Origin of the sequence: Streptomyces sp. col6 (genome assembly GCF_008042035.1) — a bacterium.
In the GTDB taxonomy this organism is placed as follows: Bacteria; Actinomycetota; Actinomycetes; order Streptomycetales; family Streptomycetaceae; genus Streptomyces.
The window spans coordinates 706,532-719,900 of the sequence record NZ_RDBL01000006.1; the positions used below are offsets into that span (position 1 = coordinate 706,532).

A 13,369-nucleotide genomic window follows, 5' to 3' on the forward strand; every position below is an offset into this window, starting at 1 on the left:
CACTGGTGACATAAAGGGTTTCAATCCGTACGCTGCTGAATATGGATATGCATACAGTCGTGGTGGGGACGTCCGGTACCACTGCTCAGGACGTCATCGCCGTGGCCCGCGGCAACGCCCGTGTCGAGCTCTCCGCCGCCGCGGTGGCCGCTCTGGCCGCCGCGCGCGAGATCGTGGACGCGCTCGCAGCGAAGCCCGAGCCGGTCTACGGCGTCTCGACCGGCTTCGGCGCCCTGGCCAGCCGCCACATCAGCCCGGAGCTGCGCGCACAGCTCCAGCGCAACATCGTCCGCTCGCACGCCGCCGGCATGGGCCCACGCGTCGAGCGCGAGGTCGTCCGGGCGCTGATGTTCCTCCGCCTGAAGACGGTCGCCTCCGGCCACACCGGCGTACGCCCCGAGGTCGCGCAGACCATGGCGGACGTGCTGAACGCCGGGATCACGCCCGTCGTCCACGAGTACGGCTCACTCGGCTGCTCCGGCGACCTGGCGCCCCTGTCGCACTGCGCGCTGGCCCTGATGGGCGAGGGCGACGCGGAGGGCCCCGACGGCACCGTCCGCCCCGCGGGCGAACTGCTCGCCGCGCACGGCATCACCCCGGTCGAGCTGCGCGAGAAGGAGGGCCTGGCCCTCCTCAACGGCACCGACGGCATGCTGGGCATGCTGGTCATGGCCCTGGCGGACCTCCGGACCCTCTACACCTCGGCCGACATCACGGCCGCCCTCTCCCTGGAGGCCCTGCTCGGCACGGACAAGGTCCTCGCTCCCGAGCTGCACGCCATCCGCCCGCACCCCGGCCAGGGGGCCAGCGCGGACAACATGCTGCGGGTGCTCGCCGGATCGGGTCTCACCGGTCACCATCAGGACGACGCGCCGCGCGTCCAGGACGCCTACTCGGTGCGGTGCGCGCCGCAGGTCAACGGGGCCGGGCGGGACACCCTGGCGTACGCCGCGACCGTCGCGGACCGCGAGCTGGCCGCCGCCGTGGACAACCCGGTGGTCCTTCCCGACGGGCGGGTGGAGTCCAACGGCAACTTCCACGGGGCGCCCGTCGCCTATGTGCTGGACTTCCTGGCCATCGCCGCCGCGGACCTCGGTTCGATCACTGAGCGCCGCACCGACCGGCTGCTCGACAAGAACCGCTCGCACGGGCTGCCGCCGTTCCTCGCGAACGACGCGGGCGTCGACTCGGGCCTGATGATCGCCCAGTACACCCAGGCCGCCCTGGTCAGCGAGATGAAGCGGCTCGCCGTCCCGGCCTCCGCCGACTCCATCCCGTCCTCCGCGATGCAGGAGGACCACGTCTCCATGGGCTGGTCGGCCGCGCGCAAGCTGCGTACCGCCGTCGGCAACCTCGCCCGGATCGTCGCCGTCGAGCTGTACGCGGCGACCCGTGCCGTCGAGCTGCGCGCCCAGCAGGGGCTGACCCCGGCCCCCGCCACGCGCGCCGTCATCGAGGCGCTGCGGGCGGCGGGCGTCGAGGGCCCGGGGCCGGACCGCTTCCTCTCGCCGGACCTGGCCGCCGCCGACGCCTTCGTGCGGGCGGGCGGACTGGTCTCGGCGGTGGAGCCGGTCACCGGGCCGCTGGCCTGACGGGCGCCGCCCCAGGATTCGTACGCCCCGATACGGGGAAGCGGCCACCGGGACCGTCCGGTGGCCGCTTCCCCGTATCCACGCGTCAGACGGCGGCCCGCGGGCCCGTACGGCGGGGCGAGTACGTCACGAAGCCCGCCCCGATGCCCAGGAAGGCCGCGCCGCCGACCACGTACGGGGTGGAGTCACCGCCGGATCCGCCGGTGTGCGATGCGGCCCGGTCCGCGCCGTCGCCGGCCGTCGTGGCGCCGCTGCCGGCCGTACCGGGCGCGGTGCCCGTATCGCCCGTGGCGTTGGCCGAGGGGACGAACCACAGGGCGCACAGCAGCGTCCCCGCGGCGATGGCGGTCAGGAGCGGGCGACGGGTGATGGCCACGGAAACGGTCCCCTTTGCGACGGCCGGGACTCCGGCTCGTGCCGATGCTAATGAACGCAGCGGGTCGCGGGGAAGGCGTGACGGCCGGGACTTACGCTCCGCCCCATGAGCACTTCCGAGACAGCTGGATCATCGCGTTTCGTCCGCCTGAAGGTGGACATGGTGGTGGAGATCACCGACCCCGACGCCCTCAGCGGCACCGCCCTGGAAAGCCTCGCGGCCGAGTACGGCGAACCCGGCGGCGAAGGAGCCGAGGAACGCGTGCATGCCGAGGCGGCGGTACGGGAAGACGCAGCGGAGGCCCTCGCCTCGCTGATCGACCCGTTCGACCTGGTGGGCGAGGTGCCCGGGGTCGAGCTGGCCCAGGCCTCCTGGAGCAGCGAGAGCATCGACTACGACCCCGACGAGCCGGGCGACTGGGACCTCGACGAGGGCGGGGACGAGGACGCCGAAGAGGGGTACGAGGAGGGGTCCGGACAGGACGTGACCGGCGGGCGCGCTTCGGGCGTCCCGCACAATGGGAGGGAGGCCGACGGCGACGACGGCACGGAGCGGCGGGTCTGACCTGTGGGAACACGGCCCCGGCCCGCTCGTGGCGGACCGGGGCCGGCCTGTGCCGCGGACGCGGGAACCACCGCCCCCGGCACGGCGTCGATGAGTGGTGTTCCCCACACATTCGACGGACGTGGAACGGGAATCCCGTACAAGGGGTTCTTGGAACATTGACGGGGTTTCGCCGTTGGGCGGCCTTGCTCGGGGTTTTTGGGGATTTCGGCAACGATGGAGAAGCGTGTGATGACGGACAGCAAGCGGCGCAAGGGCCTGATGGCCGCGTCCGCACTGCTCGGCGGCGTACTGGTGCTTTCCGCCTGTGACGACGGCGGCGACAAGGGCGGTCCCAGCCCCGAGAGCTCCAAGTCCCAGGCGGCCGACGTCGACAAGGCGGCGGCCCAGGAGTCGTCCGAGGCACAGATAGCGATCTCGCCCAAGAACGGCGCGACCAACGCGAGCATCAACAACGCCGCCAAGGTCACCGTCACCAAGGGCAAGCTGACCGCCGTCACCATGACCACCGCGGCCGGGGAGAGCGTCAAGGGCACCCTCTCCGCCGACGGCACGAGCTGGCAGCCGGACGCCCAGCTGGAGCGCTCGACCACGTACAAGATCAACGCGACGGCGAAGGACTCCAAGGGCCGCGAGGCCCACGAGAACTCCTCCTTCACCACCGTCTCGCCGGACAAGAGCTTCATCGGGAACTTCACCCCCGAGGACGGCTCCACCGTCGGCGTCGGCATGCCCGTCTCGATCAACTTCAACAAGCCGATCACCGACACCAAGGCCGTGCAGGCCGGCATCAAGGTGACGTCCAGCAGCGGCCAGCAGGTCGTCGGCCACTGGTTCAACTCGCAGCGCCTCGACCTGCGCCCCGAGGACTACTGGCAGGCCGGCTCCACGGTCACCCTGAAGCTCGCCCTGGACGGCGTCGAGGGCTCCGACGGCGTCTACGGCGTGCAGCAGAAGACGGTCACCTTCAAGATCGGCCGCAACCAGGTCTCCACGGTGGACGCCAAGACGCACATGATGACCGTCACCCGGGACGGCAAGACGATCAAGACCATCCCGATCTCGGCCGGTTCGCCCGACAACCCGACGTACAACGGCCAGATGGTGATCTCCGAGAAGTACAAGGAGACCCGGATGGACGGTTCGACGGTCGGCTTCACGGACGACGACGGCAAGGGCGAGTACGACATCAAGGACGTGCCGCACGCCATGCGGCTGTCCACGTCGGGCACCTTCATCCACGGCAACTACTGGGGCAAGGGCATCTTCGGCAGCGTCAACACCAGCCACGGCTGCGTCGGGCTCGCCGACGTCAAGGGTGCGGGCGACGCCAACCAGCCCGCCGCCTGGTTCTACAACAACTCCATGATCGGTGACGTCGTCACCGTGAAGAACTCCCCGGACAAGACCATCCAGCCCTCCAACGGCCTCAACGGCTGGAACATGAGCTGGGCCGAGTGGACGGCGGGCTCCACCGCCTGACCGGTTTCCCCGGCCGGACTCCCCACCCCGTACGCCGAAGGCGGCGGCACCGCGACCCCCACCGGGTCCGGCGCCGCCGCCTTCGGCGTACCCACGGTTCTCATCCTGCTCTCAGGGTGCCCTTAACCCACCATCACAAGCCGTTCCTAACCTCGCGCCATGTTCTTCACCTACCTCCGGCGCGAGCTGCGCCGCCGCAGAAAGGCGGCGCTCGTCGTCGCCTCGGGGCTCGCCCTCGGTATTGCGCTGGTCATCATCGTCAGCTCGGTCTCCTCGGGCATGAGCAAGGCCCAGGACAAGGTCCTGGAATCGCTGTACGGCCTCGGCACGGACATGACCGTCACCAAGGCGGCAGCGGCGCCCAAGTCCGGTTCCACCGAACGCCCCAGGTTCGAGTTCGACGCCAAGGACAGCGACGACGACGCGACCCAGAGCACCGACCGGGTCATGGTCCAGGGCTTCCAGACCCTGGCCTCCTCCACCGTCGACAAGGTCGGCGGCCAGGACGGCGTCGCCGGTGCGGTCGGCGGGCTGAGCCTGAACGTCATGAAGGTGGACGGGCAGTTCAAGCGCGGCGAGTTCAAGCAGGAGGGCGGCACGAGCCAGGGCGGCGGCCGCGGACCCGGCGGCGGCAGCGGGATGCCGCAGGGCGAGGTCAGGGGCGGCGGCGCCTCCTTCGACGTCAACTCCTACACGGTGTACGGCACCGACGTCACCCACCAGGACCTCGGCCCGCTCACCTCGTCGAAGATCACCTCGGGCCGTACGTTCAGGACGACCGAGACCAACGCCAAGGTGGCCGTCGTCGACTCCGCCTACGCCAAGGAGAAGACCCTCTCCACCGGCAAGACGGTGACCGTCCACGGCACCAAGTTCACCATCATCGGCGTCTCGACGGCCGACAGCGGAGACGCCGCCGCCAACCTCTACATCCCGCTCCAGCAGGCGCAGACCCTCTCCGACTCGAAGAACAAGGTCACCACGGTCTATGTGAAGGCCGCGGACTCGCAGAAGATCGACAGCGTCAAGTCGGCCATCCAGAAGAACATCTCGGGCACCACGGTCACCACCTCCGCCGACCTCGCGGACACCGTCTCCGGGTCCCTGTCCACCGCGTCCGACCTCGCCGCCGGCGTCGGCAAGTGGCTCTCCATCGCCGTCCTGGTCGCCGCGTTCCTGGTCGCCGGGCTCCTCACCTCCTCCGCCGTCAGCCGCCGGGTGCGCGAGTTCGGCACGCTCAAGGCGCTCGGCTGGAAGAGCGGCCGGGTCACCCGCCAGGTCATCGGCGAGGCCCTGGTCAACGGCCTGATCGGCGGCGTCCTCGGCATCGCGGTCGGCCTCGCCGGCGCCTACGCGGTCACCACGGTCAGCCCCACCCTCACCGCTGAGCTCGGCTCCTCCGGCGGCGGCGGGATGCGCGGCGGCATGATGGGCGGCGGCGGAGGCTTCGGCCGGCAGAGCGCGTCCAAGACCCTCGACATCGCGCTGTCCGCGCCCGTCTCCCTCTCCATCATCCTGATCGCCGTCGTCCTGGCCGTGGCGGGCGGGCTGATCGCGGGCGCCTTCGGCGGCTGGCGCGCGTCCCGGCTGCGCCCGGCGGACGCGCTGCGCCGCGTCGAGTAGGGCCGGTCCGGCCACCACTTGCCGGAGAGGCCCGGCCCGTACCCCCTCAGGAGATCACCCATGTACACCCTTCAAGGCGTCACCAAGCAGTACCGGCGCGGCAAGTCCACCGTGCACGCCCTCGCCGGCGTCGACCTCACCATCGAGGACGGCGGCCGCCTGGTCATCCAGGGCCCCACCGGCGGCGGCAAGTCCACCCTGCTCCAGATGCTCGGCGGCCTGGACCGCCCCACGGCCGGCAGCGTCGAGCTCGACGGGGTGGACCTCGCCAGGCTGAGCGAGGCCAAGCTCACCAAGGTGCGCGCCCAGAACATCGGCTTCGTCTTCCAGAGCTTCAACCTCATCCCCACGCTCACCGCCCAGGAGAACGTCGAGACGGCCCTCGTCCCCCTCGGCGTCAAGGCGTCCGAGCGGCGCAGAAGAGCCGCCGAGGCGCTGGACTCCGTCGGACTCGGCGAACGGCTCGGCCATGTGCCCAGCGAGATGTCCGGTGGCCAGCAGCAGCGCGTCGCCATCGCGCGTGCCCTGGTCAAGCAGCCGAAGGTGCTGCTCGCCGACGAGCCCACCGGCAACCTCGACGAATCCATGCGCGACGAGATCATGGAGGTGCTGGAGACGCTCTGGAAGGAGCACGGGCTGACCTTCATCATGGTCACCCACGACAGCGCGATCGCCCGCCGCGCCCCGCGGCTGGCCACCATCCGCAAGGGCAAGGTCACCATCACGGAGAACGCCGCGGCCTGACCCGTCCCGCACCCGTCCCCAGCCGCCGTCGGCGGGCCTCCGCGCCCCCGGCGGCGGTTCCGCGCGCCCCGCTCAGGCCGTCCGGCTCCTGCCTCGGACCGTCCGGCTCCCGCCTCAGGCCGTCCGGCCGCCCGCGCTCGCGACGGCCCTGCGGTACGCCACAAGGTCGCCCCGTCGCACCTGGCGCAGCCCGAGCGGGTCCGCGTACGAGACGCCCTCCTCGCAGGTGCGCACCAGGGGGCAGCCGGTCTCGTCCCGCTGCCCGGTGCCGGCGCGCAGCCCGTACCAGGGGCGCAGGGGGAGCCAGGCCAGCCCGTAGAGCCAGCGCCGCACCAGCCGGCCGGGGCCGGGGCGCCGGACGTCCGGCAGGCTCACCACCCGGATGCCCATGATCAGCTTGCCCGCGCCCGCCCCGAGGAACGCGGTGAGCACCACCTGGTTGACGAACGAGAGCACCAGCACCGGGCCGGCCAGCAGCGCCGCGGCCTCGGGCAGGGGCGCGGTGTCCACGTACGGTCTGACCAGCAGCCCGGCCGTGAGCACGCACAGATAGCAGTCCAGGCCCACGGCGAGGCAGCGGCGCGTCTCACCGGCGCGCGGCGGCGTGCGCGGGCCGGGGCGTAAGGACCCGGTCGCGTGCCCGCTGTGCCCGGACCGGGCGGGCAGGACGGTCCCGGCGGGCCTACGAGGACCGAGACCCCGGTGGTCTCCTCGTATGTATGTCATGCCCGAATCATGTCTGATGAGCCGTCACCGCGTCCCGGGGTCGGCGCGGAGTGTTCCGCACGACACCGCGGGCCGTCGGCGCCTCCCGGTGGGGGCGGCCGCCACCCCGATGGCGTAACGGCTGGATTTCCGAACGCTCACCGTCGACCCCGGGCGACTGTGAGATTCACCACTTCGGCGGCTCCGCCGACGCGGTCCCGACCCGGCCATTCGGACCCGGAACGGGCCTCGCACAAGGCCGTTGGCCAGGTCCGGGGCGTCAGGAGGCCCGATCACCCCGCGGATGCCACGGGCCGGGGAGCGGGCCCACTGGGAGAATCGGTACGCCACAACGGTCCTGTACGCCGCGGTCGCGCGCGCGGTACGCGCGATGTTCCGGCGACGCCCTCAATGGGGAGGGGGACCTGGCGCCCCTCGGGACGGGGGCGCCCCCGCGTATGAGCCGACCCATGGAAGGTCTTGATCAGATGCCGGTCACCCCTGACTCCGCCACTTCGCACTCCGCCGAGAACCGCGTCATCGAGCCGTTGTACGCCGAGGTCCTCCGCCGCAACCAGGGCGAGAAGGAATTCCACCAGGCGGTCCGGGAGGTCCTGGAGACCCTCGGCCCCGTGCTGGCCAAGCGGCCGGAGTTCGTGGACGCCCGGGTCATCGAGCGCATATGCGAGCCGGAGCGCCAGCTCATCTTCCGGGTGCCGTGGTCGGACGACTCGGGCGACATCCACGTCAACCGCGGCTTCCGCGTCGAGTTCTCCAGCCTGCTCGGCCCGTACAAGGGCGGGCTGCGCTTCCACCCCTCGGTCAACCTCGGCATCGTGAAGTTCCTCGGCTTCGAGCAGATCTTCAAGAACGCCCTCACCGGCATGCCCATCGGCGGCGGCAAGGGCGGCGCGGACTTCGACCCGAAGGGCCGCTCGGACGCCGAGATCATGCGGTTCTGCCAGTCCTTCATGACCGAGCTCCACCGCCACGTGGGCGAGTACACCGACGTGCCCGCCGGTGACATCGGGGTCGGCGGCCGCGAGATCGGTTACCTCTTCGGCCAGTACAAGCGGATCACCAACCGCCACGAGTCCGGCGTCCTCACCGGCAAGGGCCTCGGCTGGGGCGGCGCCCTCGTCCGCACCGAGGCCACCGGCTACGGCTGCGTCATGTTCACCGCCGAGATGCTGCGCAGCCGGGGCGAGTCCCTGGACGGCCAGCGCATCGCCGTCTCCGGCTCCGGAAACGTCGCGATCTACGCCATCGAGAAGGCCCAGCAGCTCGGCGCGACCGTCGTCACCGCCTCCGACTCCGGCGGCTACGTCGTCGACGACAAGGGCATCGACCTCGACCTCCTCAAGGAGATCAAGGAGCGGGGCCGCGGCCGGATCTCGGAGTACGCCGAGCGGCGCGGCGCCCATGTGAAGTACGTCGAGGGCACCGGCGTCTGGAACGTCCCCGTCGACGTGGCCCTGCCGTGCGCCACCCAGAACGAGCTGCACGAGGCCGACGCGCTCGCCCTCGTCCGCAACGGCGTCAAGGCGGTCGCCGAGGGCGCCAACATGCCCACCACCCCCGAGGCCGTCCGCGTCTTCCAGGACGCGGGCGTGGCCTTCGCCCCCGGCAAGGCGGCCAACGCGGGCGGCGTGGCCACCAGCGCCCTGGAGATGCAGCAGAACGCCTCGCGCGACTCCTGGACCTTCGCCCACACCGAGCAGCGCCTCGCGGAGATCATGCGCCACATCCACGACTCCTGCTACACCACCGCGGAGAAGTACGGCAGCCCCGGCAACTACGTGGTCGGCGCCAACATCGCCGGCTTCGAACTGGTCGCGGACGCGATGCTGGCGCAGGGCCTGATCTGACCGGGGCCCACGACGCACGGAAGCGGCCGGGAGACACGTCTCCCGGCCGCTTCCGTCTCTCTCAGCTCTCCGCCGGGGCCACGCCCACCGGGCAGGAGACGCCCGTGCCGCCGATGCCGCAGTAGCCGCCCGGGTTCTTGTCCAGGTACTGCTGGTGCGCCGGCTCGGCGGGCCAGAACGTGCGTCCCTCGGCCGGAAGGATCTCCGTGGTGATCTCCCCGTGGCCGGAGGCCGTCAGCACCTTCTGGTACGCCTCGCGGGAGGCCGCGGCGGCCTCCGCCTGCTCCGGGGTGTGGGTGTGGACGGCGGAGCGGTACTGCGTCCCCACGTCGTTGCCCTGGCGGAAGCCCTGGGTCGGGTCGTGCGACTCCCAGAACAGCTTCAGCAGCTCGGCGTACGTGACCACGGACGGGTCGTACACGACACGGACCGCCTCCGTGTGACCGGTGAGGCCGGAGCAGACCTCCTCGTACGCGGGGTTCTCCGTGTAGCCGCCCTGGTAGCCCACGAGCGTCGTCCAGACGCCGTCCGTCTGCCAGAACTTGCGCTCGGCGCCCCAGAAACAGCCCAGGGCGAAGTCCGCGACCTCCAGGCCCTCCGGGTAGGGGCCCAGCAGCGGGTTGCCCAGGACGGTGTGGCGGGACGGGACGGTGAACTCGGGGACCGGACGGCCGCGCAGGGCCTCCTCCGGGGTGGGGAGCTGCGGGGTGCGGCGGTGCAGGAACATACGGGGGCTCCTCCTGGATCGGCGTGCTGTCCGTACAACGCGCCGGATCCCCCGCGGATTCCTGCCGGTCCGGTCAGCTCCGGGGCGCGTCCTCGCCCCGTTCGGCGGCGTCGACGTAGGCGTCGGCGCGCCTGCGGGCCTTGAACCAGAAGTAGAGGCCGAGGCCGATCAGGACGAGGGGTATCAGGCGTGCCACGCTGAAGTCCTTGCTGTAGGGACGAGGGGTCCACCGTCGCACACCCCGCGCCGGTCGGGACAGGCCCCGCCGCCTCCCTCTCAGTGCGGCAGGGTCGCCGGGCTGCCGCCGTTCGCCTCGTAGCCCGCGACCGCCAGCGCCCGGTACACCGCGTACTCGGCGGCCGGGTCCTCGCTCGCCGTCCACGGCAGCGCGCCCACGTACCCGTCGATGTGGACCAGCTGGTGCACCGCCTCCGACCAGCGCTCCATGCGGACCAGGAACAGCACCAGCAGATGGCGTGCGTGGGGCAGCATCGGGTCGTCGGCGCGCGCCGCGTGCACCGCGAACATCGCGCCCTCGACCGCCCTGGTCACGACCTGGCTCTCGTAGAAGCCCCGGACCAGATTGACCTCGGGCAGGTGCTCGTACACCGCGAACAGCGGGAGCGCGGCCAGCAGCGAGCCCTGCGGTGCGCGGGCCGCGGCGGCCGTCGCGAAGCGGTCGGCCTCCTCGCGCGAGCCGTGCCACCGCTCGCTCCAGAAGTGCAGCGCCGCGATGTGCGCGCCCATGTGCGCGGGCGCCCGGTCGATGATCTTCGCCCACAGCTGGTCGAACTCCTCGCCGGAGTACCCCAGTCCACGCGCGACCGCCAGCTCCACGATGTACGGGACCGGGTCGCCCGGGGCCAGCAGGGCCGCCTCGCCGATCACCGTACGGGCCTCCTCCAGGATGATCCGGAAGTCGTCCGTACCCGCCGTCGAGGAACGCCATGCCTGCTGCACCAGGAACTCCGCGTGCACCGCCGCCGCGCCCGCGTCCTTCGGCGCCTCCGCGCGCCACTTGCGCAGCCACGCCCCGCCGACGCCCGGCTTCCCCAGCAGCTCCAGCGAGGCCGCCCCGGCGAACGCCTGAACCCGCTGCCAGCGCAGCTCGCCCTCCTTCGGCGTCCCGGCCAGCAGCTGGGACGCGGCCCGCCACTCCTGCGTGTGCTGCACGACCTCCAGCACGTCCAGCAGGTCCTGGTCCGCTCCCGGCGTCCGCACGTCCAGCTCCTCCTGGCGCACGAAGCCGTAGTCCTGCGGGTCGGCGGCATCGGGGGAGCCGGGCGCGGCCAGCCGGATACCGCCCCCGCGCCGCCGCAGCACATACGGGCCGATCGCGGCGGTCAGCAGGCACAACGCGAGCAGGAACCACAGAATCTCCATGCCCCCATTGTCACCGGACGGCAAGGTGGCCCGTCAGCCCCCTCGCGACGAACTACGCTCGGCACCATGAGCGACCAGCACAGCTTCGAAACCCGCGCGATCCACGCGGGGAACACCGCCGACCCCCTCACCGGCGCCGTGGTTCCGCCCATCTACCAGGTCTCCACGTACAAGCAGGACGGCGTGGGCGGGCTGCGCGGCGGCTACGAGTACAGCCGCAGCGCCAACCCGACCCGTACCGCCCTGGAGGAGAACCTCGCGGCGCTGGAGGGCGGCCGGCGCGGACTCGCCTTCGCCTCCGGCCTCGCCGCCGAGGACTGCCTGCTCCGTACGCTGCTGACCCCCGGCGACCACGTGGTCATCCCGAACGACGCCTACGGCGGCACGTTCCGGCTGTTCGCGAAGGTCGCCTCGCGCTGGGGCGTGGAGTTCTCCGTCGCCGACACCTCGGACGTGGCGGCGGTCCGCGCGGCGATCACCCCGCGCACCAAGGCGGTCTGGGTGGAGACCCCGTCCAACCCGCTGCTCGGCATCACCGACATCGCCGCCGTCGCCCAGGTCGCCCGCACCGCCGGTGCGCGCCTCGTCGTCGACAACACCTTCGCCAGCCCCTACCTCCAGCAGCCGCTGGCGCTCGGCGCCGACGTCGTCGTGCACTCCACCACCAAGTACATGGGCGGCCACTCGGACGTCGTCGGCGGCGCGCTGATCGTCAACGACCCCGACCTGGCCGACGAGTTGGTGTATCACCAGAACGCCATGGGCGGTGTGGCCGGCCCGTTCGACGCCTGGCTGGTGCTGCGCGGCATCAAGACGCTGGCCGTCCGCATGGACCGCCACAGCGAGAACGCCACCAAGGTCGCCGACCTGCTGACCCGGCACCCCAAGGTCACCCAGGTCCTCTACCCCGGCCTGCCCGAGCACCGGGGCCACGAGGTCGCCGCCAAGCAGATGAAGGCCTTCGGCGGCATGGTGTCCTTCCGCGTCGAGGGCGGCGAGGAGGCGGCGGTCGAGGTCTGCAACCGGGCGAAGCTGTTCACCCTGGGCGAGTCCCTGGGCGGCGTCGAATCGCTCCTTGAGCACCCGGGCCGGATGACGCACGCCTCGGCCGCGGGCTCCCCGCTGGAGGTCCCGGCCGACCTGGTCCGCCTCTCCGTCGGCATCGAGAACGCGGACGACCTGCTCGCGGACCTCACGCAGGCGCTGGGCTGAGACGGGCGAAGACGCAAAGGGGCGGGGCCGGATTCGCCGGTCCCGCCCGCGTACGGCAGCCGTTCAGGCGGAGGCCGGCTCGTCCTCCAGTTCGGCCCTGACCTGCTCACGCAGCTCGGGGCTGTCGGTGTGCTGGTGGACGGAGACGGCGTGCTCGCTCGCGGCCCGCACCACTTCCTCCTCCTCGCCGGCGATCGTCAGCGAGCAGTTCGACTCACTCGGATACTTGCGGCAGTCAGCGATCTTCCTGGTCATCAGAGCCTCCCGACCACTCCATTCCAGGGTAGACCGGGACGCCGTACCCTTCGCGTCTACCAGCCGTCCAGCGGCGGTGTGGTCCCCGCCGGCGGCGCCTCCCAGGGCCGGACCAGCAGCGCCCACACCATGAACACCGCCACCGCCGCGACCACCGCCAGCATCCCCAGCCGGCGCAGCGCCCGCCGGCGCCGCAGCAGCCGGCCGCCCCGCTCCGCCGCCCGCTCCGCCAGATCGGCGGGCACCTGCGGATGCGGGCCCTCCAGCATCCGCCGCACCTGGTCCTCGCGGCGCCCCGTGCCGCTCACGGCGCCGCCCCCAGCAGCCGGGCGGGGCCCCGGCGCGCGGTCGGGCTCCGGGTGCCGCGCATCGTGGCCACCGACCGGTTGCAGACCGCGCGCACCCGGTCCCGGGGAAGCCCGAGCAGGGCCGCGGTCTGCTCCTCCGGGACACCCTCGTACAACCGCAGCACCAGGACCAGGCGTTCCTGCGGGGTCAGCCGGTCCAGCAGCCCGCCGCGCGGACGGTGGTGGCGCCACGCCTCGCGGGCGAACCGGCCCGCCAGATCCTGCCGGGTGCGGTCGTACGGGTCCTCGCCCCGCAGCCGGTCCCAGCCGGCGAACGTCCGGGCCAGCGAGGCGTGGAGCAGCCGCAGCGCGCGCGGGTTGGCGCCCGGCTCGTCCAGCGGTTCGGCGGTGAGCAGCGTGGCGGTGTGCAGCAGGCGGCCCGCCGCGCCCGCGACGAAGGACTCGAAGTCCTGGGCGCGGCACCGCTGTCGGCCCGCGTGGCGCTCTCGCACACCTCAATCCGAGCGCGCCGCGCCCGCGAGGTCAACCCC

15 protein-coding genes are annotated in these 13,369 nt (G+C 72.1%); 7 read left to right on the forward strand and 8 right to left on the reverse strand.

The features are described 5' to 3' along the window. Window positions 1–47 precede the first annotated feature (47 nt). Window positions 48–1,592 (forward strand): histidine ammonia-lyase, encoded by a 1,545-nt coding sequence (gene hutH / locus EAO73_RS07325; protein ID WP_147971433.1) that lies wholly within the window; start codon window positions 48–50, stop codon window positions 1,590–1,592. A gap of 85 nt (window positions 1,593–1,677) precedes the next feature. Here the strand turns inward: hutH and EAO73_RS07330 are convergent, their stop codons facing one another. Next, on the reverse strand, window positions 1,678–1,968 hold the full coding sequence (locus tag EAO73_RS07330; protein ID WP_147970603.1) for a hypothetical protein: 291 nt from the start codon (window positions 1,966–1,968) through the stop codon (window positions 1,678–1,680). Between the two features lie 105 nt (window positions 1,969–2,073). On the opposite strand from EAO73_RS07330, the gene EAO73_RS07335 reads away from it, so the two are divergent. The 4 genes from EAO73_RS07335 (at window position 2,074) to EAO73_RS07350 (ending at window position 6,381) form a co-directional block, all read left to right on the forward strand. Continuing rightward, a complete protein-coding gene (locus tag EAO73_RS07335) occupies window positions 2,074–2,532 on the forward strand; it encodes a hypothetical protein (protein ID WP_412074566.1) in 459 nt (152 codons plus the stop codon). 216 nt (window positions 2,533–2,748) lie between these two features. After that, a complete protein-coding gene (locus EAO73_RS07340) occupies window positions 2,749–4,014 on the forward strand; it encodes a L,D-transpeptidase (RefSeq protein ID WP_147970604.1) in 1,266 nt (421 codons plus the stop codon). 159 nt (window positions 4,015–4,173) lie between these two features. Then, window positions 4,174–5,637 (forward strand): ABC transporter permease, encoded by a 1,464-nt coding sequence (locus EAO73_RS07345; protein ID WP_147970605.1) that lies wholly within the window; start codon window positions 4,174–4,176, stop codon window positions 5,635–5,637. Window positions 5,638–5,697: 60 nt separating this feature from the next. After that, window positions 5,698–6,381, forward strand: coding sequence for an ABC transporter ATP-binding protein (locus EAO73_RS07350; RefSeq protein WP_147970606.1), 684 nt, complete (start codon window positions 5,698–5,700; stop codon window positions 6,379–6,381). A 114-nt stretch (window positions 6,382–6,495) separates the two neighbouring features. On the opposite strand, the gene EAO73_RS07355 is transcribed toward EAO73_RS07350, so the two are convergent. After that, on the reverse strand, window positions 6,496–6,948 hold the full coding sequence (locus EAO73_RS07355; RefSeq protein WP_147971435.1) for an RDD family protein: 453 nt from the start codon (window positions 6,946–6,948) through the stop codon (window positions 6,496–6,498). Between the two features lie 626 nt (window positions 6,949–7,574). On the opposite strand from EAO73_RS07355, the gene gdhA reads away from it, so the two are divergent. Continuing rightward, window positions 7,575–8,954 (forward strand): NADP-specific glutamate dehydrogenase, encoded by a 1,380-nt coding sequence (gene gdhA, locus EAO73_RS07360; protein ID WP_147971436.1) that lies wholly within the window; start codon window positions 7,575–7,577, stop codon window positions 8,952–8,954. Window positions 8,955–9,015: 61 nt separating this feature from the next. On the opposite strand, the gene msrA is transcribed toward gdhA, so the two are convergent. The 3 genes from msrA to EAO73_RS07370 all read right to left on the reverse strand — a co-directional run bounded on the left by msrA (window position 9,016) and on the right by EAO73_RS07370 (window position 11,064). Then, window positions 9,016–9,681, reverse strand: a complete 666-nt coding sequence (msrA, locus tag EAO73_RS07365; RefSeq protein WP_147970607.1) for a peptide-methionine (S)-S-oxide reductase MsrA — start codon at window positions 9,679–9,681, stop codon at window positions 9,016–9,018. Window positions 9,682–9,754: 73 nt separating this feature from the next. Further along, on the reverse strand, window positions 9,755–9,877 hold the full coding sequence (locus EAO73_RS37085) for a hypothetical protein (protein ID WP_263576295.1): 123 nt from the start codon (window positions 9,875–9,877) through the stop codon (window positions 9,755–9,757). 80 nt (window positions 9,878–9,957) lie between these two features. Further along, window positions 9,958–11,064 carry a hypothetical protein gene (locus EAO73_RS07370; protein WP_147970608.1) on the reverse strand — a complete coding sequence of 369 codons (1,107 nt, stop codon included), beginning with the start codon at window positions 11,062–11,064 and terminating at the stop codon, window positions 9,958–9,960. A 66-nt stretch (window positions 11,065–11,130) separates the two neighbouring features. Here EAO73_RS07370 and EAO73_RS07375 point away from each other — a divergent pair, with 66 nt between their 5' ends. Further along, window positions 11,131–12,276, forward strand: coding sequence for a cystathionine gamma-synthase (locus tag EAO73_RS07375; protein WP_147970609.1), 1,146 nt, complete (start codon window positions 11,131–11,133; stop codon window positions 12,274–12,276). 63 nt (window positions 12,277–12,339) lie between these two features. Here EAO73_RS07375 and EAO73_RS07380 read toward each other — a convergent pair whose 3' ends face one another. From EAO73_RS07380 to EAO73_RS07390, 3 genes are read right to left on the reverse strand one after another with little or no spacing between them, the layout of a single operon-like run. Next, a complete protein-coding gene (locus tag EAO73_RS07380) occupies window positions 12,340–12,531 on the reverse strand; it encodes a DUF1059 domain-containing protein (protein ID WP_147970610.1) in 192 nt (63 codons plus the stop codon). Between the two features lie 56 nt (window positions 12,532–12,587). Then, a complete protein-coding gene (locus tag EAO73_RS07385; RefSeq protein ID WP_147970611.1) occupies window positions 12,588–12,839 on the reverse strand; it encodes a hypothetical protein in 252 nt (83 codons plus the stop codon). Beyond that, a complete protein-coding gene (locus EAO73_RS07390) occupies window positions 12,836–13,330 on the reverse strand; it encodes a sigma factor-like helix-turn-helix DNA-binding protein (RefSeq protein ID WP_147970612.1) in 495 nt (164 codons plus the stop codon). Before EAO73_RS07390 ends, EAO73_RS07385 begins: the two co-directional genes overlap by 4 nt. Window positions 13,331–13,369 lie beyond the last annotated feature (39 nt).

Excerpts from the sequence above, each read along its gene's own strand:
- hutH (WP_147971433.1), top strand. The coding sequence starts at position 48 with ATGCATACAGTCGTGGTGGGGACGTCCGGTACCACTGCTCAGGACGTC.
- EAO73_RS07335 (WP_412074566.1), top strand. The coding sequence starts at position 2,074 with ATGAGCACTTCCGAGACAGCTGGATCATCGCGTTTCGTCCGCCTGAAG.
- EAO73_RS07340 (WP_147970604.1), top strand. The coding sequence starts at position 2,749 with ATGGAGAAGCGTGTGATGACGGACAGCAAGCGGCGCAAGGGCCTGATG.
- EAO73_RS07345 (WP_147970605.1), top strand. The coding sequence starts at position 4,174 with ATGTTCTTCACCTACCTCCGGCGCGAGCTGCGCCGCCGCAGAAAGGCG.
- EAO73_RS07350 (WP_147970606.1), top strand. The coding sequence starts at position 5,698 with ATGTACACCCTTCAAGGCGTCACCAAGCAGTACCGGCGCGGCAAGTCC.
- gdhA (WP_147971436.1), top strand. The coding sequence starts at position 7,575 with ATGCCGGTCACCCCTGACTCCGCCACTTCGCACTCCGCCGAGAACCGC.
- msrA (WP_147970607.1), bottom strand. The coding sequence starts at position 9,681 with ATGTTCCTGCACCGCCGCACCCCGCAGCTCCCCACCCCGGAGGAGGCC.
- EAO73_RS07370 (WP_147970608.1), bottom strand. The coding sequence starts at position 11,064 with ATGGAGATTCTGTGGTTCCTGCTCGCGTTGTGCCTGCTGACCGCCGCG.
- EAO73_RS07375 (WP_147970609.1), top strand. The coding sequence starts at position 11,131 with ATGAGCGACCAGCACAGCTTCGAAACCCGCGCGATCCACGCGGGGAAC.
- EAO73_RS07380 (WP_147970610.1), bottom strand. The coding sequence starts at position 12,531 with ATGACCAGGAAGATCGCTGACTGCCGCAAGTATCCGAGTGAGTCGAAC.